The organism is Paenibacillus sp. FSL R5-0527 (assembly GCF_038008055.1).
Classification (GTDB): Bacteria; Bacillota; Bacilli; order Paenibacillales; family Paenibacillaceae; genus Fontibacillus; species Fontibacillus macerans.
In genome coordinates this window covers 4,487,790-4,511,166 of sequence record NZ_JBBOYI010000001.1, presented here as the reverse complement: position 1 = coordinate 4,511,166, position 23,377 = coordinate 4,487,790, and the positions used below count along the sequence as shown (strand labels likewise).

Annotated in this window: 22 protein-coding genes; 21 read left to right on the top strand and 1 reads right to left on the bottom strand. The window is 51.9% G+C overall.

All coding sequences use genetic code 11. The features are described 5' to 3' along the window. Positions 1-18: 18 nt before the first annotated feature. The 6 genes from NYE69_RS19880 to NYE69_RS19855 all read left to right on the top strand — a co-directional run bounded on the left by NYE69_RS19880 (position 19) and on the right by NYE69_RS19855 (position 5,500). Complete coding sequence (locus NYE69_RS19880) at positions 19-621, top strand: DUF1349 domain-containing protein (protein WP_340927553.1); 603 nt, start codon at positions 19-21, stop codon at positions 619-621. A gap of 132 nt (positions 622-753) precedes the next feature. Then, positions 754-1,395 (top strand): HAD family hydrolase, encoded by a 642-nt coding sequence (locus tag NYE69_RS19875; RefSeq protein WP_340927552.1) that lies wholly within the window; start codon positions 754-756, stop codon positions 1,393-1,395. 38 nt (positions 1,396-1,433) lie between these two features. Continuing rightward, positions 1,434-2,069 carry a pyridoxamine 5'-phosphate oxidase family protein gene (locus NYE69_RS19870; protein ID WP_340927551.1) on the top strand — a complete coding sequence of 212 codons (636 nt, stop codon included), beginning with the start codon at positions 1,434-1,436 and terminating at the stop codon, positions 2,067-2,069. A 682-nt stretch (positions 2,070-2,751) separates the two neighbouring features. After that, positions 2,752-3,207 (top strand): NUDIX hydrolase, encoded by a 456-nt coding sequence (locus tag NYE69_RS19865; protein ID WP_270618754.1) that lies wholly within the window; start codon positions 2,752-2,754, stop codon positions 3,205-3,207. A 207-nt stretch (positions 3,208-3,414) separates the two neighbouring features. Then, positions 3,415-3,708, top strand: a complete 294-nt coding sequence (locus NYE69_RS19860) for a putative quinol monooxygenase (protein ID WP_340930450.1) — start codon at positions 3,415-3,417, stop codon at positions 3,706-3,708. A 313-nt stretch (positions 3,709-4,021) separates the two neighbouring features. After that, positions 4,022-5,500, top strand: coding sequence for an Lsa family ABC-F type ribosomal protection protein (locus NYE69_RS19855; protein ID WP_340927548.1), 1,479 nt, complete (start codon positions 4,022-4,024; stop codon positions 5,498-5,500). Positions 5,501-5,570: 70 nt separating this feature from the next. Here NYE69_RS19855 and NYE69_RS19850 read toward each other — a convergent pair whose 3' ends face one another. Beyond that, the gene (locus tag NYE69_RS19850; protein ID WP_340927545.1) at positions 5,571-7,223 is read right to left on the bottom strand and encodes a stalk domain-containing protein; all 1,653 of its coding nucleotides are present in this window, start codon (positions 7,221-7,223) and stop codon (positions 5,571-5,573) included. A 370-nt stretch (positions 7,224-7,593) separates the two neighbouring features. Between NYE69_RS19850 and NYE69_RS19845 the strand changes: the two genes are divergently transcribed. The 15 genes from NYE69_RS19845 to NYE69_RS19775 all read left to right on the top strand — a co-directional run bounded on the left by NYE69_RS19845 (position 7,594) and on the right by NYE69_RS19775 (position 23,328). Further along, positions 7,594-8,394, top strand: coding sequence for an immunoglobulin-like domain-containing protein (locus NYE69_RS19845; RefSeq protein ID WP_340927544.1), 801 nt, complete (start codon positions 7,594-7,596; stop codon positions 8,392-8,394). Next, positions 8,310-9,443, top strand: a complete 1,134-nt coding sequence (locus tag NYE69_RS19840) for an immunoglobulin-like domain-containing protein (RefSeq protein WP_340927543.1) — start codon at positions 8,310-8,312, stop codon at positions 9,441-9,443. The genes NYE69_RS19845 and NYE69_RS19840 overlap by 85 nt, the downstream gene beginning before the upstream one ends. A 124-nt stretch (positions 9,444-9,567) precedes the next feature. Beyond that, entirely contained in the window at positions 9,568-10,158 is a 591-nt protein-coding gene (locus NYE69_RS19835; RefSeq protein WP_340927541.1) for an S-layer homology domain-containing protein, read from the top strand. A gap of 169 nt (positions 10,159-10,327) precedes the next feature. Next, entirely contained in the window at positions 10,328-12,343 is a 2,016-nt protein-coding gene (locus NYE69_RS19830) for a serine hydrolase (RefSeq protein ID WP_340927539.1), read from the top strand. An 81-nt stretch (positions 12,344-12,424) separates the two neighbouring features. Beyond that, complete coding sequence (locus tag NYE69_RS19825; RefSeq protein WP_340930448.1) at positions 12,425-13,117, top strand: response regulator transcription factor; 693 nt, start codon at positions 12,425-12,427, stop codon at positions 13,115-13,117. Beyond that, entirely contained in the window at positions 13,104-14,495 is a 1,392-nt protein-coding gene (locus NYE69_RS19820) for a HAMP domain-containing sensor histidine kinase (RefSeq protein ID WP_340927538.1), read from the top strand. The genes NYE69_RS19825 and NYE69_RS19820 overlap by 14 nt, the downstream gene beginning before the upstream one ends. A gap of 91 nt (positions 14,496-14,586) precedes the next feature. After that, a complete protein-coding gene (locus tag NYE69_RS19815) occupies positions 14,587-15,828 on the top strand; it encodes a cell wall-binding repeat-containing protein (protein ID WP_155619385.1) in 1,242 nt (413 codons plus the stop codon). Positions 15,829-15,968: 140 nt separating this feature from the next. After that, positions 15,969-16,172 (top strand): hypothetical protein, encoded by a 204-nt coding sequence (locus tag NYE69_RS19810; RefSeq protein WP_340927537.1) that lies wholly within the window; start codon positions 15,969-15,971, stop codon positions 16,170-16,172. A 45-nt stretch (positions 16,173-16,217) separates the two neighbouring features. Next, entirely contained in the window at positions 16,218-16,925 is a 708-nt protein-coding gene (locus NYE69_RS19805) for a response regulator transcription factor (RefSeq protein ID WP_328271421.1), read from the top strand. Continuing rightward, the gene (locus NYE69_RS19800; protein WP_340927536.1) at positions 16,922-18,331 is read left to right on the top strand and encodes a sensor histidine kinase; all 1,410 of its coding nucleotides are present in this window, start codon (positions 16,922-16,924) and stop codon (positions 18,329-18,331) included. The genes NYE69_RS19805 and NYE69_RS19800 overlap by 4 nt, the downstream gene beginning before the upstream one ends. After that, positions 18,328-18,525, top strand: a complete 198-nt coding sequence (locus tag NYE69_RS19795) for a hypothetical protein (protein ID WP_036622890.1) — start codon at positions 18,328-18,330, stop codon at positions 18,523-18,525. The genes NYE69_RS19800 and NYE69_RS19795 overlap by 4 nt, the downstream gene beginning before the upstream one ends. Positions 18,526-18,634: 109 nt before the next feature. Further along, positions 18,635-19,267 carry a TetR/AcrR family transcriptional regulator gene (locus NYE69_RS19790; protein ID WP_328271420.1) on the top strand — a complete coding sequence of 211 codons (633 nt, stop codon included), beginning with the start codon at positions 18,635-18,637 and terminating at the stop codon, positions 19,265-19,267. A gap of 262 nt (positions 19,268-19,529) precedes the next feature. Beyond that, on the top strand, positions 19,530-20,894 hold the full coding sequence (locus NYE69_RS19785) for an HlyD family secretion protein (RefSeq protein ID WP_328271419.1): 1,365 nt from the start codon (positions 19,530-19,532) through the stop codon (positions 20,892-20,894). Continuing rightward, entirely contained in the window at positions 20,891-22,081 is a 1,191-nt protein-coding gene (locus NYE69_RS19780; RefSeq protein ID WP_340927534.1) for an ABC transporter permease, read from the top strand. Before NYE69_RS19785 ends, NYE69_RS19780 begins: the two co-directional genes overlap by 4 nt. Before the next feature lie 68 nt (positions 22,082-22,149). Then, the gene (locus tag NYE69_RS19775) at positions 22,150-23,328 is read left to right on the top strand and encodes an ABC transporter permease (protein WP_328271417.1); all 1,179 of its coding nucleotides are present in this window, start codon (positions 22,150-22,152) and stop codon (positions 23,326-23,328) included. The last annotated feature ends 49 nt before the right edge of the window (positions 23,329-23,377 follow it).

Here is a 23,377-nt window from a genome sequence, read left to right as displayed (position 1 = left end):
TAAGGAGGAGTTTGGCAAATGACCAAAAGCATATTGAATTGGGAGACAGGGCGCTGGATGAATGCGCCTTTGTCCGTGAAGCAGGAGGGGAGCTGCCTAAAGGTTGTTCCGGAAAAAGGCAGGGATTTTTGGAAGAAGACACTTTACGGTTTTGAGTTTGAGGACGGCGCGGCCCTGTTAACCGGCTGGCCGGCGGACAAAGCGGTGGAGGTGTCGTTTTTGCTGACGACTTTCACCGAATTGTATGATCAGGCCGGTATTATGCTGTACCACGGACCAGGCCAGTGGATCAAAGCGGGCGTTGAAATCAACGATGGAATTCCCCAGTTGTCCGCCGTAGTCACGGATGGGTATTCGGACTGGTCCTTAACGGCCGTACCCGAATGGGCGGGCGAAGAGGTGACCATCCGCGCTTCCCTCATGAACGATGCCGCCATTATACGGGCGCGTACGGAGCGCCATGCCTGGCGCACCATCCGCGTGGCTCGTTTCCCTTACCTTTCCGGCAATCAAGCCGGCCCTTTCACGTGTTCCCCGACGCGCGACGGCCTGGAGGTTACGTTTACTGGCTGGGCTTTCGCCGAGCAAGACCAGGATCTTCATAAAGATCCGCCGGTTTGAGTGCTAAAGCGAAATGCCATTATTGAACTCGGCCGCAGATTCCTCGCGCGGTTCATTATTTGCTATGATATATGCTCAAATGAGCATCGCTTAACGTTATGTGACAAAATACGAGCACAAGGAGTATCCTGCATGCTGAAAGCATTTATTTTTGATATGGACGGCGTAATTATTGATAGCGAACCGCTGCATTTCGAAGTTGATCTGTACACGTTAAACTCGATCGGCATTGCCAGCAGCAAAGAAGAGCTGGAGCAATACGTGGGGATGACCAATCCGGAAATGTGGAGATTAATCAAGGCTGAATATCAATTGGCGCATTCGATTGAGGAATTGATTCAGCTGCAATTAACGAAAAAGCTCGCTTATTTGGATGAATCGGACATCGAACCCATTTCCGGGATCCGAGAGCTCATTCAGGAATTGCGTGATAGGAACATTCCGATCGGCTTGGCCTCATCGTCCCCCAGAGTATTTATCGAAAAGGTGTTGAGCAAATTCAACATCCTGCATGAATTCGCATGCATCACAAGCGGGGAAGAGGTTCCCCAGGGGAAACCCGCTCCGGACGTCTATTTGGAAACCGCGCGGGCGATGAACGTGGAGCCGGAGCATTGCTGTGTCCTGGAGGACGCCAAACACGGGGTGGCAGCAGCGAAAAACGCCGGTATGCGATGCATCGGATTCGTGAATCCAAACTCCGGGAATCAAGATTTATCGGCGGCTGATTTTATCGTCAGCTCCATCGCAGAAGTAAAAATCCGGGAATTATAGCAAGCGTCCATAAGATCATCCGCTGGGGGGGATTTCAAGTGAAAGCATCTGTTTTTAATGACATCGTTACTTCGGAGGAGGAGCTCCGGACGTTATGCGGATTTCCGAAGGAATTGGTTAAGAACAAAGCGGTAACGGTCATAGACCGGCATTGCCGGGACTTTATTTCCAAGTCTCCGCTCATCTTCCTGTCCACCGCCGATTCGGCGGGCTCTTGCGATGTATCTCCGCGGGGAGATGCCGCCGGCTTTGTACACGTTATGGATGACCGCCATTTGGTTATTCCCGAACGTCCCGGAAATAAACGATTCGACTCTCTGCGGAACATTCTCGAAAATCCGAGGATCGGATTGATTTTTATGATTCCCGGGCTGGGGGAGACGTTAAGAATCAACGGACAGGCCTGGATCGTGAAAGATCGGGAGATCCTGAAGAATATGGAGGCTTTCGGAAAAGTTCCGGTGCTGGGGATCGGAGTGAAAGTCGAGGAATGTTATATGCATTGCGCCAAAGCATTCAAACGTTCGCATGTGTGGGACGATCACTACTGGCCGAAACAAGAGGAGTTGCCGAACCCGGCAAAAATTATCGCCGCCCATGCGGAAAAATTAAAACTTTCCGCCGATGAGGTGGCCGCTTCGCTAAAGGAAAGCTATGAGCAGCGGTTATACTAAGCCGTCGTTAAGGCTTATCAAACGAATCGGTTATGCGGCAAGTATGGTCACCGTTGGTTTATGGGCGGTTCTGCTGTGGTTTAACCCATATTTTAACGGCTTTGATCGGATTAGCCTTTTGATTACATTGATTATGCTGGTTCTCCCGGCTGTTTTATTTTCCGTGGGTCTTGCTTTGTCCCGGAGTCTAATTTTATTGATTTCGTTCATCTGGAGTTTTCCGTACAGCTTGTATATGCTGCTGACACCCAGCATTTTTAAGCTGTTTGGCATTACGTGCTTCATTTATTTATTGTGTTTCGTGCTGTTTCGAGTAAATAAAATAAAGTATAAATTAGGCTGAACTTAAAAATCGGTGTTTGATAACGGCTGCTGCTGAATGACGAACCGCCGCGGCTGGGCCTGCAAAATAGCGGCACTTTATGGACTTATTTTTTGGAGCCAGGCATGTTCATCCTCATTAGCGGAATTTTTTGTTCTTATTTTTCCTTTGAGTGGCCCAGAAGGCGGGAATTCCTTGAGCTTTGAGAAAATAGCGACACAAATTTCCTCTGTTTTCCTAAAATTGAAGGATATACTGGAATAACGCCATTTTATGTACTTATGTTTATCGGTGGAGCTTATTGGGGAGCCTCGTTTTAGGTTTTGAGCAATTAACAACCAGGAAAAGAAGTGATCCTTTATGGGCTATATTATGGATATAAGAAAGATTGTGGGTACCAGACCCTTAATAATGGTGGGGGCTTGTGTTGTAGTTATAGATGGCGACTTCATTTTGCTGGAGAGAAGAACGGATAACGGCATGTGGGGGTTACCCGGAGGATCGCTGGAACCTGGGGAATCGTTGGAGCAAGTAGCCCGGAGAGAATTGTTTGAAGAGACGGGGTTGGAGGCCGTTCAGCTTGAGTTGATGGATGTTTTTTCGGGGCATGAGCTTTATTACAAGTATCCGCACGGGGACGAAGTTTATAACGTGGTAACTGCTTATTTGTGCAAAACGTATCGCGGAACGATCCGTAAAGAGGATGCCGAAGTGGAAGAGATCCGTTTTTTTGAAGCCAATCAATTGCCGGACAACATCAATCCGCCGGATCGGCCGATCATTAGAGCATATTTAAGTCTACAAAATCATTTCTAAATTGAGGGTGTATTCAATCATGAAAATCGCTTACGCCCTATTCGATGGGATTACTTGCCTGGATTTGATTGGAGGGAGAATCTTAGGCGTGCACTTGAAAGCCAGCCTAGGCTAAGGAATCTCTATAGCACACGCCTGTTCGAGGAATTTTTGCTGTTTTTTAGAAAATGTAATACTATGGAAATAAAACGGAAAGGGATGGAACAGGTGATTATTATTCATGCCGGGTTTCAAGTAGATCCAATGAAAGAAGCAAGTTTTTTGGAAGAGATTGCTGCACTGGTACAAGCCTCGAGAAATGAAGCCGGTAATATGTCGTACCGACTGTATAAAGATACGGAAAAAGAACATGCGTTTACGATGGTTGAAGTCTGGGAAGATTCGGCTGCGGTGGATTCCCATAATTCCAGCGAACATTTCACCTCATTCGTGGCCAAGGCGAGTCAATTTTTAACCGAACCGTTGGATATAAAAGTTTATAGCGGGCAACCCTTGACGTGATAACGCAGGGCCTTATCGGCCATCCTGGCGTTGAATGGTTGAATTTAAAAAACAGCTATGTTAAGATACAAATAATTTAATTGATAGGAGCTGAAGAGGATAATGGATTTTTCTTGCTAAGAATCATAAAACAGCCAAGCGAACGGGTTTCGCATGTTTTATTTTTCCGATGCAAGAAAGTTGCTTATCCTTTTCACTCAAACGGAATATCCTGATCTGATGCCATAAGTGGGCCAGATTTGCTGTATTTGATTTGAGCTGCGGGAAAGTAACTTTCTTGCGGCTCAAATTTTTTTTGCAGGAGGATCATTTCATGTCATTAATTAAAGTGACGAATCTGACTTTTGCCTATGAGGGCAGTTACGATAACATTTTTGAAGACGTCAGCTTTCAAATCGATACCGCTTGGAAACTGGGGTTTACGGGGCGGAACGGCAGGGGGAAAACGACGTTTCTGAACCTGCTTCAGGGCAAATACGAATACAGCGGCCATATCTCCGCCGATGTTGGATTTGAGTATTTTCCTTTCCAGATTGAAAATCCGGAATATCTGACCATGGATGTCGTCAGCGAAATATTTCCGGACTATGTCAACTGGGAACTCATGCGCGAGATGAATTTGCTGAAGGTGTCCGAGGATGTGTTGTACCGGCCGTTTGCGTCCTTGTCGAATGGCGAGCAAACAAAGGTAATGCTCGCGGCCTTGTTCCTGAAGGAAAACCGCTTCCTGCTCATCGACGAACCGACCAACCATCTGGACATGGAAGGGCGAAAGCTCGTGAGCGATTATTTGGCGGGCAAAAGCGGTTTTATTCTGGTCTCGCACGACCGGGCGTTTTTGGACAACTGCGTGGATCATATCCTGTCCATCAACAAAACGAATATCGAAATTCAGAAGGGCAATTTTTCCGATTGGTGGGAAAACAAACAGCTGCAGGATAATTATGAGCTTTCCGAAAACGAAAAGCTTAAAAAAGATATCAAACGCTTGTCGGAAGCGGCGAAACGGACGAGCAACTGGTCGCATGAAGTGGAAAAAACGAAAAACGGTACGAGAAACTCCGGGTCGAAGGTGGATAAAGGATATGTCGGCCACAAAGCCGCCAAGATGATGAAGCGTTCCAAATCGATGGAGCAACGGCAGCAATCCGCCATTGATGAAAAGTCCAAGCTGCTGAAAAACATCGAAACGTCGGAGAGTCTAAAAATCACGTTGCTTCCTTATCATAACTCCCGGCTGGCCCAGCTTGAGCGGGTTTCGATTTTTTACGGGGAGAAGGCGGTTTGCGAGGATATCAGCTTTACGCTCGAGCAAGGGGAGAGGGTTGCGCTTTCCGGGAAAAACGGCTCCGGCAAATCGAGCATCATGAAGCTTATTTGCGGCGAGGAGATCAGCTACACGGGAACGCTAAGAATAGGAAGTCAACTTAAAATATCTTATGTCAACCAAGATACTTCCCATCTCCAAGGCAATTTAACGGACTATGCCCGCAGTGAAGGAATTGATGAAAGCCTGTTTAAGGCGATCTTAAGAAAGCTGGATTTTTCCCGAATTCAGTTTGAAAAGGACATGGCGGCTTTTAGCGGCGGTCAAAAAAAGAAAGTGCTGATCGCGAAAAGTCTCTGCGAGCAGGCCCATCTCCTGGTGTGGGACGAACCGCTGAATTTTATCGACGTCATCTCGCGCATGCAGATCGAAGAACTGCTGCTGCAACACGCGCCAACCATCCTTTTCGTGGAGCATGACCGCGAATTTTGCGACCGTATTGCCACCAAGATTGTCGAACTATAGAGTTGTCGGCTAAACGAAGAGGCCGCCTTAAAAGGAATTATCCTTTTGAGGGCGGCCTCTTTCGTGTGCGCTAATCCGGCAGGATCAGGCCGACTGCGCTGTTCCCCATCGACTGGACGTAAATGCCAAGCTGTTCGGAAACAAAGCGGACGGGGACGAAGGTGGTGCCCCCGACCATCATCGGAGCCGCATCGGTCTCCACGCGTTTCCCGATTACGAGGATGGTTTTTTCTCCGACCGTAAGTTCGAGCTCGCGGTTTTTCCCGTGTATCGTTACTTTACGCGCCGATTTATCCCATTTCACGCCAGCCCCCAGCGTTTCCGACACGAACCGGAGCGGCACGTAAAATCTCCCTTTATTGTTGAAAGGGGCTTCGTTCAATTTTACAAATTTCCCCAAAACATATACATCCTGAGTCTGGCGGAACAAAATGTCCGGAAATGGCTCGTAGGTCGTAAACAGCACTTCGGCGCCTGCTTCCTTCAACCTTTGGATCACGGCAGCGGAGCCGGACGGTTCACGGTAATCGACGATATTGCCTTCGATATCGAGCAGCTTCAGTTTCGGGCCGGGCTGGACGCCTTCGAGCGATACGAGCAGATTATGGCTGAAATGGGCGTATTCAAGCTCAGGCCACGCCTTGATGACGGCGAGCGAAGACAGGCGATTGGCGGCTGCGTTAAAGGTGCGAAGCCGGGACAAGCCGCGCAGCGGGTCGACCGTTTCGATCTGGTTCATACTGATATCAAGGGATTCCAGCTTCGTAAGCCCGGTTAGCGGTGCGACATCTTTCAAACCGACCGCCGGGAGCGACAGCCGGGTTAGATTCGGGAACGAGCTTACGGTTTCGGGATGCAGCAGGTTCGGATTTTGTCCCGCATTCAATTCTTCCAGGCGGGAAAGCGGCTTAATCGGAGCGAGGTCTGCCACGCGTGCCGCCTCCATGTTTAACTTAACGAGCCCGGTCAGCCCGCTTAACGGTTTCAGCCCGATCGGCTTCGGATGGGGGTTGTCGCTGGCGAGGGTCAAATCGGCGAACGACAGCTCCGTCAATCCTTTAAGTCCGCGCAGCGGTTCCAAATCAACGAGCGGGTTCGTATCCAGCACAAGCTTATGGAACTTCGGCAAGTGGCCGATGGGAGACAGCTCCGCGACATGGTTTCCGGTCAAATCCAGCTCTTCGAGGGAAGTCAGGCCGCCGAGCGGCTTAAGATCCGACAGCTCGCCGTTATACTGCAATGTCAATCGCTTCAGGTTGTTCAAGTTTTGCAACCCGTCAAGCGACTTAAGCGAAGCCGAAGATATGGTAAGATCCTCGAGTTTGCTTAGGTTGCGAAGCGGGGTAATGTCATTGATGCGATGCTCGGGTTGTAAGGGCTGTGTGTAGTCCGGTGCAATATACAGCCGTTGCAAATGGGCGAAATGCTGAAGCCCCTCAAGGCTTTGAATGCCGGGAAACATTCCGGCCGATCCGGCGCCCGCGCCATTTTGCGCACCCTCAGCCATGACGTCATAGGACTTCGAGGTATCGATCTCCGTGATGCGCGCGGCGTCCTCGGCGGTAATCGGTCCGGAAGGTTTGCCGAGGAGGGAGCGGACGATTTTTTCCAGCACGGGGTCCTCAATGGTTATGGAGTCGGAAGAAGCCGCCGACGCGGCGGATGGCAGGAAAAGCGGGATCGGCAGCAGCAGCAAAAGAAAAAGCGTTTGTATCTTGACCAATTTAAAGCTCCACTTCATTGGAATTCACCTCTAAAATCTGAAAAATTCGGAACATCATTTAGACGGCGATATATGGAAAAAGTTTCGCTCCGCACTTAAGCGCCGGCAAAAGAACCGGCCAGGTTCAATCCATCCGCCTACACAGATCTCTTAAAGCGCACTGCAGCATCGATTAAAATTTCAATATTAAATGGTTTACTTTCATGCCGGCATGGGGCTCTACTATGAATGGTCCGGCGGATTGACCCTTATCATTTTCATTTGGAAACAAGCTTGAACGGATCGAGTTGGAAGACCGTGGATACGGTGCAGGGCAACACTAATCTTTCAACGGTCTCTGCCGCCGGTAGAGGCGCGTTACGTCCGGCTGGTGATCGATCAGGGGAATGCCGCCAACAATCAATGGGCGTCCGTGCTCGAATTTGAAGCTTATGGAGAATTGCTGACCGCGCCCGGGACGCCGGGTAATTTTGCAGGCGTCTTTCAAGATGGGGCTCCCAAGCTTAGTTGGGATGCCGCAGCAAAAGCGGCCACTTATGAACTTAGACGAAACGGCTCGCTGATTTATTCCGGACCGCTTACTTCTTATACGGATGCCGATGTCCTGCCGGCAGGAGAAATTACATACAGCGTTCAAGCGGTTAACGCCAAAGGAAGCAGCGCGGCGGCGGAAATCACCGTGAACGTCCCAAGCGAGGCGGAACGGGCTGACGAGGCCGCCGCGGCGCTGGAAATCGGATATGCGCCCGGCGACAGCGCTTCTGCGGTGACGCAGGATTTAACGCTTCCGCTTGCCGGATTAAGCGGGACAACCGTCAGCTGGAGCTCAAACGCTCCGGAAACGGCCGGTAATGACGGAAAGGTGACCCGACCGGCGTATGCTCAGGGGGACCGCGCGGTGGAAATGACGGCGGAGGTAATGCTGGGAACGTATAAGGTGACTAGGACTTTCAACATAACCGTGCTGAGGGAACCGGCCGAAACCGCTCTGGCCAGAGCGGAGCAGGAACTTACGCTCGGGGATCTGACGGCCGTCGCAGGCAACCTCGCACTGCCTGCAACGGGCTATGGCGGAACGCGGATCGAGTGGTCTTCCAGTGCACCGGAGATCGTCGCACCGGACGGAACGGTTCACCAGCTGAGGCGGCACGGCTGGCGGCGGATTCGCTAGTTCTCAATTACCCTGCGGGGATTAAAGATTCCATCAACCTTCCCCGCTCGGGCCCCTTTGACACTACAATCGAATGGGCGTCCGATCGGCCGGAAGTGTTGGATGCGGACGGCCGGGTCAACAGGCCAAGGTACACGGACGGGGATGCCGAGGTTCACTTGACGGCAACGGTGTCCAAGGATGCATCTGCCGTGCAGAGAACGTTTCGGCTCTCCGTACTTAAAGCTCTGCCGAACACGCCTTATATTCGCCTCAGCGGAACGAATCCGGTGCTGCTCGAAAGCGGAGACAGCTTTACGGACCCTGGAGCGACCGTCGTCGATAGCGTTTATGGGAGCATGCTGGCGGAAGGGATAACGGGAACGGGTTTGGTGGATATAAATGCCCCCGGTATTTATTCGCTAAGCTATGATTATAGCGGCGATGGATGGACGGCGGAAGGCGCCGTGCGCGAAGTTCATGTGCGGCCGCGCCCGGTGTCGGCTGCTGCCGCAAGCAGCGGCGTAGCAGGCTCCGTCCATGTGAGCGGAGCGGTCCCGGGCGCCCGGCTTGGACTGTATAACAGCGATGGGCGGCTGGCAGCTGATGGCACGGCGTCCGCGGAAGGGACGTACACATTTACTTTGCTTGCGGAAAACGGGTACTATGTGCTGCAAACGGTGAACGGTATGGCAAGTTCCCCGTCCGCTCTAATATATGTAAAGACTCTTACGGCAGCGGACGTAGCGGCGGCAATCACAGCCGTCCCCGGCCCGGGCGAAGCGGATACGAAACTGCAGCTTCCGGCAGTGCCGGACGGGTTCACGCTTGCGATCTCCAGCAGCAGTCATCCGGAGGTCGTGCAAACGGACGGAGTCATCCATCGTCCGGCACGCGCTACTCAGGTTACGCTTGTATTGCAGGTAATCAAGGTTTCGGACGGCTCCGGCGCGCTGACCGTCCCGATCGCGATTACGGTTCCCGGCGTTCGAACCGGCGGCGGGGACGACGACGGCGGTCAGAACAGCGGGGGACGGAGCGGCGGATCGCTCAGCAGTTCAACGCTTTAAAAATCGTTCCTGTACGAACAAGGCCGTTTGGTCGTGGTTTATACGCCTTCGGCCGCATATTTGGAGCAACGGATCCGCCAGGCTGAGCTTTCTGGCATGGACCACGCTTCCATTGAATTAACGAATGAGACTGGCGCCAGCCGAGGCTTCCGGAAGCGGGGCAGCCCCCGAGCGCAGCTGGAGCGATGCGCGGGAGCACTGGGCGGACGGCGCGCTGCGGGCGCTGGCTGTACGCGGATGGATGCAGGGTTACGGAGATGGCACGATTCGGCCGGACCGGCCGGTAACGCGCGCCGAGTTTGTTTCGGTCCTGGCTAAAGCGCTGGGTAAAAACACGGATGAAGGCGGAAGCGCTGCGTTTGCGGATCTGGAAGGCCACTGGGCGGCCTCAGCCGTACAGGACGCCTATGCCCAAGGCTGGATCAACGGCGTATCCTCCGAATCGTTTGCCCCGGATGCGCCGCTGACCCGGGAACAGGCGATCGTGATTTTGGTGAAGGCGCTGGGAGCGAGTTCGCCGGATTCGAACCAGAACCTGTTGAATAGATTCACGGATAGAGATCAAATCACCGCTTGGGCCGCTTCGGCGCTGCAGCAGGCGGCTGCTTCCGGATGGATCGTCGGTTATCCGGACGGTACGCTGAAGCCAAGCGGAACGCTCAGCAGGGGCGAAACCGCAGAATTGCTGATCCGGGCATTCGGCCTAGAGTCATAAACCCATTAAAGAGCACGGTTACTTGGACAACGGGTAACCGTGCTTTACATTTCTTGCCATCCGATTCCATGTCTTGATTTAAGATTATATTAAGGTTGCATAGAAACCGGATTAAGATTGCTCCGGTACGTTTATAGCGCACTTTATAAGCGAAGGGAGAGAGCAATCAATGAACATGTGGCGGACGTTCCGCGCCAAAGCGGCCGTTGCCTTGGGGATCGTGATGATCACGAGCGCTATCGGCGGAGGTGGCAGTACCGGATTGTACAATACCGCTTCCGCGGCAGAGGAGGGCCCACGCGATCCCGAAGAAGTGGGGCGGTTTTTCGATGAATTTTTCGCAGATCCTGAAATTGCCAAAAGTATGGCCGGGGCCGTGGTCATGGTCGTGAAGGGCGATCAAGTCCTGGCCCAAAAAGGGTACGGATACGCGGATACGGAGAAAAAGCTGCCCGTGGATCCGGAGCGCACCGTATTTCGGATCGCTTCGGTTTCGAAAGTGATTACCGCTACGGCGGTGATGCAGCTGGCGGATCAAGGGAAAATCGACTTGGACGGGGATATAACGCCCTATTTGGGCGGCGTCCGCATCCCCAATAAAACGAACGCGCCGCTGACGATGAAAAGCTTATTAACGAACAGCACCGGATTCGACTACGGGGACACCTCCGAACTAACGTCGCCGGATTTGAAGCGGGAGGTCTCTTTAAAGTCTTTCATTAAAGATAATGTTCCCACCGTCGTTCAGGAGCCCGGCAAATACTACCGCTATGATAACCTCGGTTTTACGCTGCAGGGATATGCCGTTGAGCAGGTTGCGGGCCAGCCTTTTGAAGAATACGCTCGGGAGCACATTTTTGAACCGCTTGGGATGACAAGCAGCGGTTTTCGGTTTACGCCGAAAATCAAGGAGCAGCTAGCCGTACCCTACGATGTCACGGGCAAGCCGATTCCGCAATATGCCACCGTTCCGACTGTGCTTCCTGCCGGCGGCATGTTTTCAACCGGCTCCGATATGGCGAAGTTTATGATCGCGCATCTGAACGGCGGCAAGCTAGGTGACGCTAAGATTTTAGATGCGGCGTCGGCGGCGGAAATGCATCGTCCGCAGCTTGCCATCCATGCGAAGCTGCCGAACATGGCGTACGGGTTCGAATATTCCAACCGCCAAATCTATAACGGACGTTATGTGGTGGAAAAAGGCGGGGATATGGACGGATACCATAGCGGAATGTGGCTGCTGCCGGAGGAAAACGTCGGCGTATACGTCAACGTGAACAAGGATTTTGACTTCCGGATTCCGTTGTTTGAGGCTTTTATGGATCATTATTATCCGGAGAAAACCGCTGACGGAGAGCTGCCCGCTAACACCGATCAGCAGTCCTTGAAGCAATTCGAAGGTGTCTACAGCGACCTGCGGAACCGGATGTGGACGACCCGCATTCGCGCCGAAGGCGGCCTGCTGGTCGCAACCGATCCGCTGGGCGAACACCGGCTGCGCGCGATCGAGCCGCTGCTGTTCGAGGACGAAAACGGCGTGAAAGCCGCGTTTAAGTTGAATGACGACCACACGGTGCGGGCTTTTTATTACGATCAAAAATCGGACAGTTGGTCGCAAAAAATGCCCGAGCCCCGGAAGTATCCGGATATTGGCCCCGACCATCCTTACGCTGCATATATCAGTCATCTGCGCCAGCTTGATATCATCGGCCGGGAAAGCGGGGAGGAGGCATTCCGGCCCGAAGAACAGATAAACAGAGGCGAGTTCATCGGTTGGTTCATCCGCTGGACGGGGATTGCTCCGTCAAGGCAAAATCCGGTATTCGCGGATATCGAAGGCAGCCCCTATGCCCAAGAAATTCAAGCCGCTTATGAATTCGGCATTATCAAGGGTGCGGGCGGGGGCAAGTTCCATCCGTTGAAGCCGATCACCCGGGAAGAAGCGGCCAACCTGGTTTGGAATATGGCTGTCGCGTACCTTCACGCGGCTCCAATGGAAGCGAAGCTAAGCGGGACAACCAGTCCTTGGGCGCTTGAAGGAGTTCGCTATGTTGTGGCGAAAGGATTATATGGGCCGGAGATCGCAGGATCGCCGGGCAGCGGTCTCGACTACCGGTCGCAGGAGCCGATGCTCCGGCAAGAAGCGGCTGCGCTGTTGTCGAAGTTCGCGGATAACTTATACTAGGATAGAATAGTAAAGTCCCTTTTGTTTGCAGAGCCTTCTCTGTGAACAAAAGGGAACATTTACGTTTATGGGGTGAGGAGCATAAAAGCAATCTTGATCATCGACGACGAAAAGGAAATCCGCGAGCTCCTGGGGATCTACCTGAAAAATTACGGTTATGGCACCTTTGAAGCCGAAAACGGACAGGAAGCGCTTGAACTTTTTCAAAAGGAGAAGATCGATCTGGTCCTGGCCGACGTGATGATGCCCGAAATGGACGGCATTGAATTGCTCCGGAAAATGCGCCAGGACTCCCATGTCCCTTTTCTGTTTATTTCCGCCAAATCCGACGATATGGACAAAATTAACGGGCTCCAGCTTGGAGCGGATGATTATATCGGCAAGCCTTTTAATCCGCTGGAAGTCGTTAGCCGGGTTCAGGCTTTGTTCCGCCGCGCGGATTCGTATCATACACCGGAACAGCGGGAACGGGAGTTTATCGAAATCGGCGACGTCGCCCTGGATCTTCTTAGCTGCAAGCTGTACAAGCAAGGAGAGTACAAAGAGACGACTTCTTATGAATTTAAAATTTTGGCGCTGCTGATGAAAAACGCGGGACGGGTTTTTACGAAAGCGCATATTTACGAGCAGGTATGGGGCGAGGAATATATGGGGGATGAAAATCTGGTGATGGTCTATATCAGCAAAATCCGCGACAAGATCGAAGACAACCCCAGAAAACCCGTGCATCTCGTGACGATTAGGGGGCTCGGCTACCGTTTTGAAAAAGTATAACCGACATGCCGGCAAGCGGCCGCTCAAGCGTTTGTTTCTGTTGAATTATACAGCGATTACCGGCCTTGTGCTGGCGGCGATCATCTTGGCTTTGCTTAATATGGATTTCCTGATGAACCGTTTTTTCGACAAAACTCCGGATTTTAAGCATATCAGCGCGGCCGATCTGTACGAAGCGGACGGGACTTTAAACGGAACCTTGCTCGACCGGTACAGCGGCTGGCTGGAGCTTTTGGATGAAGCGGGGAATATCATCGCCACGAAAGGGCAGAAACAGGACGATATCGCTGCCTACGGCGGGGACCGGCTTTTTGCCGAAATCGATATGTACCGTAATGATCGCTATATTACCTATCATCCTTATTCGGTGGAAGGACCCAATGGCGAGCGGTACGTCCTATTATGGAAAACCCCGGAACTAAACGATAAGATGCTTCTTGCCGTCGGTATTTTTGCGGCTTCCCTGCTCGTGTTCCTGATGGGGGCTCTGTTCTTCTACACTCGGTATTCCGTCCGCCAGTTGAAGAAGCCGCTCCAGCAAATCGCCCAAGGCATCGGGGAAATGGAGCGGTTCCACTACGAGAAGCGGCTCCATTTTGAGGCCGAACAGGAATTTGCGGAAATTCGCGATGCCTTCAACGACATGGCCGAACGTCTGCAGCTGGCGTCCGCAGCCAAAGCAACGGCCGAAAAGAACAAGCAGAATCTACTGCTGCACCTGTCTCACGATCTAAAAACGCCGATTACGTCGATATTGGGTTATTCCCAACTGCTGCTGGACAACCCGCCGGCGGACGAAAAGGATCGGCGGAAATATGTCCAATACATTCTCGATAAATCCTCTTATATGAGCAAACTGATCCTGGATTTGTTTGAGCTGGCGAAATTGGATGACGAGCACCTCAAGCTTAATTTGCAAAAAGTGAATCTGACCAAGTGGTACCAGCAAAAAATCGCGGAATTTTACCCCGAAATCGAGCATCACGGCTTCCGCTTGCGGGCGGAAATTCCGGAAACGCCGCTACATGTCATGATGGATCTGGTGCATATGGACCGCGTAGCCGTCAATTTGATCGGAAATGCGCTGAAGTATAATCCGCCGGGGACCGAACTTTATGCGTCATGCGAGGAAAAGGACGGGAAAGCCATTCTATGGCTGGGGGATAGCGGCTTAGGTTTTCCGGTACAAGAAAGGGACCGGCTGTTTGAGGAATTTGTCCGCGGCTCTTCTTCCGGCAAGGAAGGTACGGGACTGGGGCTGGCGATATGCCGAAAAATCATCGAGCGTCACCAAGGCGTCATGGAGCTTGTGAGCACTGCCGATTATCCGACATTGTTCCGGATTTATTTGCCAAGTACAAGCGTTCAATCTCCATAAAAACCACACACTTTCTTCATTTTCTCTGTTTAAAATAGTTATCACCTAATAACACTAATTAGGTAATAATGAGAATTTGCAGGAGGTTTGCATGAAGAAATCTGTCAAGCTTGGCGCGGCGGTTTTGGCTGCGGTGTTTGTGTTGTCGGCATGTACCAATACGGGCGGCAAGGAAGCGGCGGGGGAAGCGAAGCTTGAAGGCTCCGCCGCTCAAACCGCGAATGAATCCAAAGCGGATGCGACCACGGTGGCTGCCCCCTGGATCGCCTCCAAAAATACGACCCGGATCAACACCGATGATCCCGTGAATGCGGCGGTGGCGGTTTCTCGTTCGCTATGGATGGCGACCGGCGAGGATAACCGGCCCGGAAGCGTCATTCTCACCTCTGCGGACCCTTGGCAAAATGCCGCGGTCAGCGCCGATTTGATCCATCATCCCAGTAACGGCCCGATTTTGTTTGTGAACAAAGACGGCGTTCCCGAAGCCACGGCAAATGAACTAAAAAGACTCCAGCCCAGCGGTGTGGCATCCAACCAGGGCGTTCAGGCGATTTTGGTGGGGGATCTCGGACAAGGCGTTGAAGATCAGGTGAAGGAGTTGGGCTTCAAAACGGACAAAATCGCCGCCGACAATCCCGCAGCTTTGGCCAAAGCGATCGATGCCTATTACGCAAAAGTAGCCGGGGACAATCCTTCCTCCGTGATCATCGGTTCCATGGACAGCCAGGAGTACACCATGCCGGCTATCAACTGGATCGCGCATATGCCCGAACCCCTTCTGTACGTCAAGCAGGACGAAATCCCTCAGGAAACCAAAGAGGCCTTGCAAACACGGGGAGGCAAGGCGAATATTTACATATTGGGTCCCGAATCCGTAATTTCGGCCAAGGTTGAAAGTGAACTAAAGTCATTCGGCAATACGGTGCGCATCTCCGGAGATGATCCCTATGCCAATGCGATCGCTTTTGCCAAATATAAAGATGAGCAAACCGGGTTCGGGTGGGGGATCACTACGCCGGGCCACAACTTTTCTTTTGTGAACGCCGCTTCGCCGTCATTGGCTATTGCGGCCGCCCCTTTCTCGCACTTGGGAAAACACGCTCCATTACTGTGGACCGATCGGGAAGGGATGCCTGAATCGGTGATGTCCTACGTGATGTCGGTTCAGCCTACGTATGATCAGACCCCGACGGAAGGCCCCTACAATCATGCCTGGCTGACGGGATCGGCGGCAACGATTAGCGAGAAGGCGCAGGGAGAAATCGATTCGATGCTGGAAATCACGGCCAAGTCGGGAGCAGGGCATGGAAGCATGCACGGAACGAGCCACTGACAAATGCAGCTGCCTTTTTAGCAGACACGGTTCTTTAGAATCGTGTTTGCTTGTTTATCCGCTGTTTCCACATCGTTTCTACACATTCCTTCTATAGAATGGACTTATCAAGGATTGAAATGTTGAAGGAGGAAGGCAAGATGGATTGGTCTTGGTTGCTGGTGCTGGTTTGTCCGCTGATGATGATTTTTATGATGTTTGGCATGAAGGGGCATGGGCATGTTCATGGGCGAGGGGATCATGCGCATCATTCGCCAAACGAACAAGCGATTCGGGCGGAACTGGACGAGCTTAAAGCGCAAAACGAACAAATAAAGCAAGCGCTCCAAAAACTGTCCCGGTAAATTAAGCTATAATATTATGTATGCGTAAGTAAGGGAGTGGCCGCAGTGTCAAAGCTACAGGTGCTGGTTGTGGACGATGAATGGAATATGCGCAATTTGCTGCGTATCTATTTGACGCGGGAAGGATTTGAGGTGAAAGAGGCGGCAAATGGCTACGAAGCCTTGGGCATGGCGGAAAAACATCGGTTTGACGTCATTTTGCTGGACATTATGCTGCCCGATATGGACGGGTGGCAAGTTTGCAAAAAGATCCGGGAAAATGACAACGTAGCCATTCTTATGCTCACCGCACGTTCCGAAACTAAGGATAAGGTGCATGGGCTTGGCATCGGCGCGGACGACTATTTGACCAAGCCGTTCGAACAGGAGGAATTGCTCGCCCGGGTGTACGCCTTAATCCGCCGTGCGGCAATGACGGAAACCGCCATCAAACCGGAGCCCGTATTGGAGTTTGGCCATCTTCGAATCCTCCCTGAAGGCAGGGAGGTTTATATCCATGACACCCCGGTGGAGTTCACACTCAAAGAGTTCGATTTATTGCTGACGCTTGCTAAAAACGGGCAACGCGCGTTCGGCCGCGAGCAATTGGTGAACTTGATTTGGGGAAGCGAATACGAGGGGGAAGTCCGGGTCGTTGACACGCATATTAAAAATATCCGGGATAAGACCCAAAAAGCCGGACTCGGGTTTAATCCGGTTCAAACCGTTTGGGGAGTAGGTTATAAATGGAACGGGGCGGGCAGTTCCCAATGAGCGGGAATAAAATAGGCTTCAAGCTCGGCCTTGTCATTCTCGGGGCGTTTGTCGTGGTGATTGTGTCACTGGGGCTCTCCATCGACCGGATGTTTACGAATTTCTATAGTGCGGAAATGAGAACGGAGGTCAACGAACTAACGACCCATTTCACCGCGATGAGCGAACCGCCGGATATGCTGTCCGAAGAAACGATGCTGAAATTCGCCGATTTTTCCAATGTCAGCGTCCTCTATATTAACGAGCAAGGAAACGTGCTGGCGAATTCCGGGCCTTACGATATGACGAACCGTACATTTATTAAGCCAAGGGACGTTGAACTGCTGTTCGCCGGGCGGACGGTCGAGTCGGAATATGCCGATCCGAATGGAGCCCGGTATTTTATCGCGGCCAAACCGATATTTGATGCAGCCGGGAAAAATATTACGGCGGCCGTCTACGTCTTGTCTTCGACCAAACATATGGGTGAATCGCTCTCAGCGGTAAGGGGCGTTTTGGTTCTGGCGGGAGTGGGGGCACTTCTGCTTGCCTTGGCAATTGCCTGGATTATGGCCCGGATTTTGTCCAGGCCGCTAGTGCAGATGCAGGTTGCGACCCGCAACATTGCCAACGGCGAGTTGGAAACAAGATTAGCGATTCGGCGGAACGATGAAATCGGGATGTTGGCGGATTCCATCAATCATCTGGCCGTGGAGCTTCAGCGGTACCGGGACACGCGGCAGGAATTTTTTGCGAACATATCCCACGAGCTGCGGACTCCGATCACCTATTTGGAAGGATACGCGAAAGTCCTCAAAAACCGGCTCTACGATACGGTGGAGGAAAGGGACCGGTATTTGGATATTATCCACGAAGAGGCGTTGCGATTACAGCGCTTGGTTAATGATTTGTTTGAGCTGGCCAAAATGGAAGAAGGAAAAATCGCGTTGTCCCTGGAATGGATCGATTTGGCGGAAATTGCCGATAATGCGGTACGCAAAGTGCAGCTGAAAGCGGAGGATAAGGGGCTGCGGCTGCAGACGATAATCAAGGATGCCATTCCTTTGGTTTACGGGGACGGCTTGAGGACGGAACAGATCGTGCTTAATATCCTGGAAAACGCGGTGCGTTATACGGAAAAGGGCGGCATCACCGTTGAGCTGGATCAAACCCCGGCATATGTATTTTTGGCCGTCCAGGATTCCGGCATCGGAATTCCCGCAGACGAGCTCCCGCTGATTTTCGAGCGGTTCTATCGCGTGGAGAAATCGCGCTCGCGGCAGCATGGGGGCACGGGGCTTGGGCTGCCGATCGCCAAAAAACTGGCGGAGCTGCAGGGAGGGGAACTTTTGGTCAGCAGCAAGGTTGGCCAAGGAACGAGATGCGAGCTTCGCTTTGCATCCGGGCAGCGGGAGGAACCGGCATGAGAAAAACGGAATGGCTTATCGTTACGTTGATTATAGCTATGGGGCTGTCGTGCTTGTTCCTTTCGGCCTCCTCTTTTCGGGAAGTGTCTTTGCTTCAGCTCGGGCGATCCTTGGGACGAACTTGTCTTCCGATGATGGCCGCGGTAGGAATCGTAGGGTTTGTTTACTGGTGCATTCAAAGAAAACGGAAATAAAAATGATAGTAAAGGCTAGCAGCAAGGAGTAATCGGTTTCATTGACAATACGGGTGCGATAAGCTATAATTCATTGAACAAATGTTCAGTGAAATGAGGGTTGTTGCGTATGAAAGGGCATGTTGAACGTAATATGCGGCAAGAACAGGCGGCCGAAACGCGTGAGAAGCTGTTGGCCACCGCAAAAACCTTGTTTGCGGAAAACGGGTTTCATGCAACCCCCGTTCGGGCGATTAACCGGAAGTTAAAAATGGGGGACGGCATTCTTTATCATTACTTCCCCGGCGGCAAAAGGGAATTGCTGACGGTCTTGCTGCAAGAAAGCTTTGAAAAACGAATCTTGATACTGAATCAATCCATAGAAGAAGTTGAGCAGATGCCGCTCCAAGATGTATTATACTTTGTTTTTACCAGGGCGGAAGAATTGCTTATGACCGACAAGGAATTGCTGCGGATTCTGATTCGGGAAAGCGATGTTTTGGACCTGGAGGAGATGACGGAACTCTCAAGCATCGTTCAGCAGCGGGTAGCTTGGCTTACCGGTGTTTTGGAACGGCGGTATGAAAGGGGAGAGATCCGCAAAATGGATTTCCGGATGTCCGCCATTCAACTGATGTCGATGTCCTTGCTTATGGTGATCAGCACCTTTATCGGCATTAATTTAATGGGTGAGGTTGACTCCTCCAACTATCGCAAACAGGTTATCCGTTATCTTCTGGAATCCTGGAAAAACACGGATTAACGACCCGTGCAATTCGATCAGATTATCCTAAAAAACAACTGCTCGCTTGAGTTGGTTGTTTTTTTATTTTATGGATTGACGATGTTCATCCAATCTGAGTATAATTTCATTACACAATCGTTCAATCAATTAAAAAAATGCTGCGGGAGAGGTAATAAAAAAAAGTAGGGGTTAACTTGTTGCGCTCTTTAATTCACCAATCGTTCAATCAAATGAAGGTTGGTTTTACATAAATAGGGATTACAAAGGGAGAGTAGAGAGAATGAATAAAGAGGCCTTGAGGAAGTTATTGAACCGCAAGAACATCATGTATGTTCTGCTGGTTATCGCGCTGGTGTTGGGCGGCACTTTAATGGCGCTGAAAGGGAAGGACGCCGTCACCGTCGCCGCCTCGGAGAAAAGCGCGCTGCTTGCGGCCGATTCCGTCAATCAGGCCTTCCAAGGCGTCGGCGGCAAAGTCGTATCCATTGCGGTGGAAGAACAGCAGCATGTAAAAAAGGGCAAAGTCCTCATGCAGTTGGATACGACGGACATCGACCTGCAAATCGCCAAACTGGAGGGCGATATCCAGCAGGCGAAATTAAAAATTGAGCAGGCCCAAAAATCGCTTGACGTCCAATCCGAAAAAATCGTGACCCAAGAAAAGCAAAGCGAGCTGGATCTGGAAGGGGCGAAGGCGGCGGAAAGCCAGGTCATAAAAGGCACGCGTTCCGAAGATATCGAAAGGCAGGAGCTGGCGGTCGAAGCCGCCGTGGAATCGGCCGAGGCCGCCAAAGCCGCCGTGGAATCGGCCAAGAAAAATTTGGCGGTAGCGGAGCTTTCCCTAAACGCCAAGCAAAAAAGCGCCGATTTGGCCCAAACCGGCTACGAGCGGATTAAGAACCTTTACGAAAACGGGCTCGTGGCTCAGACCGATCTGGAATCGGCCGAAAATCAGCTCGAGAACGCAAACATCGCCTTAGAAACGGCGCAAAATCAAGTTGACGTGGCCAATAATCAGGTGGTTTCCGCCGAAAAGCAGCTCGCCGTGGCCAACAACTCGGTTGCCCAGCAGCAAACGGCGCTCGACAAAATGAAAGCAGGCGCAACCGCCGAAGAAAAAGAACAAGCGCATATCAAAACCGAAAAAGCGAAGGAAGCGCTGAATTCAATTGCCCAATCAAAGGAAGAAGTCGAAAACGGCAAATACAATGTCGACTTGCTTAAGAAGCAAAAAGAAGCGCTTGACGTTCAATATAAAACCTTGAAGCTGCAGAAAGAACGGATGACGCTCGTCGCTTCCACAGACGGAAAGGTGACGCGCATCGTGCCGAAAGTCGGAGAACTTGTATCGACAGGCGGCGTGGGAGCCGTGATTGAGACCGATCAGCTTTATTATGAAGTGTACGTAAACGAAACGGATGTTTCGCATTTTAAAGTGAGCGGCCATGTAAATACCCATATCAAAGCGCTGAAGCAGGACGCCAAGGGAGTCGTCAAATCCGTGACGCCCGCGCCGCCATACGCCGGCCTTCGGATGAGCCGGGAGAAGGGACTTTCCGATTTAACCTCGTATATCGTCCGCATCGAAATTGACCGTACGCCGGAGCTATTGCCGGGTATGACGGTAGAGGTTAAGGCTCGATGAAAGCTTTTATCGAGGAATGGAAGCTGCTGATGAGCGGCAAATCTGTCGTGATCTTTATTCTAACGCCGATAATTATGGCTTCGGTATTCGGATACGTATTCAAAAACAACCAGATTAACGAAGCACCGCTCGCCGTCGTCGACCTGGACCACAGCAAGTACAGCCGCGAGCTGATCGGCAAACTGGACGCCTCTCAGTACATTTCCGTTGAGGGCGTGTTCGACAATGACATCGATCCCGATATGCTGCTGTACAACGAGCGATACGCCGCAGTGCTGTATCTTCCCGCCGGTCTGGAGCGGAACCGGACGCGCGGGGTACAAACGAACATCGGGTTTTATGTCGACAACATTGTGACAGGCGCGGTGGGTACTCTGCGAAGCGGCGTCAGCGAGGTCATTACAACGGAAAACGCGGCGTTATCCACGGGCAGCCTGATGGCGATGGGGCTATCGAACAGCGCGGCTACAGGAATGATGACCAGTTTAAACCTGCAGCAGCGGACGCTGTACAACCCGACGAACAGCACGATGACGACATCCGTGGTGGGCTTTGTCAACACGGCGATGATTTCCCTTTTGGGAAGCGCGGCGCTGACGATCGTGCCCCGGCTGCGCGAGGCCGGACGATTAAGCGAAGCTCTGGCAAACCCGCTGCAGCTCGTGCTGCGTATTGTTCCCTATTCGCTGGTAGGGTGCGTTTCTTTCATCATGAGCTTTGGCATTTTAAAACAGGTAGGCGGCATGAGGTTTGAGGCAACCGCTTTTGAAATGTTCATTCCATTCTTCATTTATACGTTGCTGCTCAGCCTTTTCGCCATGATTATCGGCTGGACCGCCGCTAATCCGGCTAAGGCCGGCAAGCGCACCATTATGATTATATTGCCCTCCTTTTTGTTAAGCGGGGCCAATTTCCCGGTCTTGATGCTGCCGGAGCCGCTGCAATTTTTCAGCAAATTTCTGCCTTTGTTTTGGCAGCTTGAATTTATAAGAGGTCTGGCTTTCCGGGGAGGGAAACTTCAATATTTCATCCCGCAGTTTGGTGAGGCGATATTGCTGATGGGCGGGATGTTGGCCGTGGTATACCTGCTTGTGCTTAAGGAGCGGAGAGCGGAACACAAGCTGCACCGCAGTGAGGAGAAGGGCTCCTTATCCGCTCCGGCTTCATCCCAATCCATAAGTTTATGAAAAAAGATTACAGCGGGAGAGTGGAGCATGAACAAAATCAAACGGACGACGGAAGAGGTTAAGGGGCCATGAAGGCTTTTATCGAGGAATGGAAGCTGCTGATGAGCGGCAAGTCCGTCATTGTCTTTATTGTGATGCCTCTGATTATGGCTGCCGTATTCGGCTATGCCTTCAAAAACAGCCAGATTAACGAAGCGCCGCTTGCCGTCGTCGACCTGGATCACAGCAAGTACAGCCGCGAGCTGATCGGCAAGCTGGACGCTTCCCAATACATTTCCGTGGAAGGCGTGTACGATAATGTGATCGAACCCGACATGCTGTTTTATAACCAGCATTACGTTGCGGCCTTGTATCTTCCTGCCGGTTTGGAGCAGAACCGCAATCGCGGCGCATCAACGAATATCGGTTTTTTTGTCGACAACACGATTCCTGCCGCGGTAGGGTCCATTAGAAACGGCGTCAACGAAGTCATTGCGGCGGAAAACGCCATGGTATATACAGGGAGTCTAAAGGCGATGGGGCTTTCGGACGGGGCGATCGCGGGCCTCGGGACCAATATGAACCTGCAGCAGCGGCTGCTCTACAACCCGACAAGCAGTATGATGATGTCGACCGTACTCGGTTTTGTCAGTGTTATTTTAATTATGCTGCTGGGAAGCGCGACGCTGTCGATCGTACCGCGGCTGCGCGAAGCCGGCCGGCTTGGGGAAGTATTGGCGAACCCGCTGGAGCTGCTGCTTCGCATCCTTCCTTATTCCTTGCTGGGCTGCGTTTCGCTGTTCCTGAGCTTTGGCGTTTTAAAGCAGGTTGGCGGCCTAAGGTTTGAAGCAAACCTGTTTGAAATGGCGATCCCGTTTTTCATCTACACGTTATTGCTTAGCTTTTTTGCCATGATTATTGGCTGGACCGCTGCCAGTCCGGATAAAGCAGGCGGCCGCACCATCATTTTGATCCTGCCCGCCTTTTTGCTGAGCGGCGCGATGCTTCCCATTAAGATGCTGCCGGAACCTTTGCAATTCGTAACCGACTTTTTGCCTTTGACCTGGCTGCTGCTGTTCTTGCGCGGTATAGGATTCCGGGGAGGAGACTTGTCCTATTTTATTCCGCAGCTGGGAGGGGCGATTTTGCTTCTGGCCGGCATGATGGCCGTCGTGTATCTGCTTGTGCTGAAAGATAGAAGAGCGGAGCACAAGCTGTCCCGCAGCGAAGTGCAAGCACCGCCGCAAACGCTCGGAACGGGAATGTAAAATCGGCATTTGCCCAAGCAGCCCGTGAGCCATTTGAATACGTTAAACT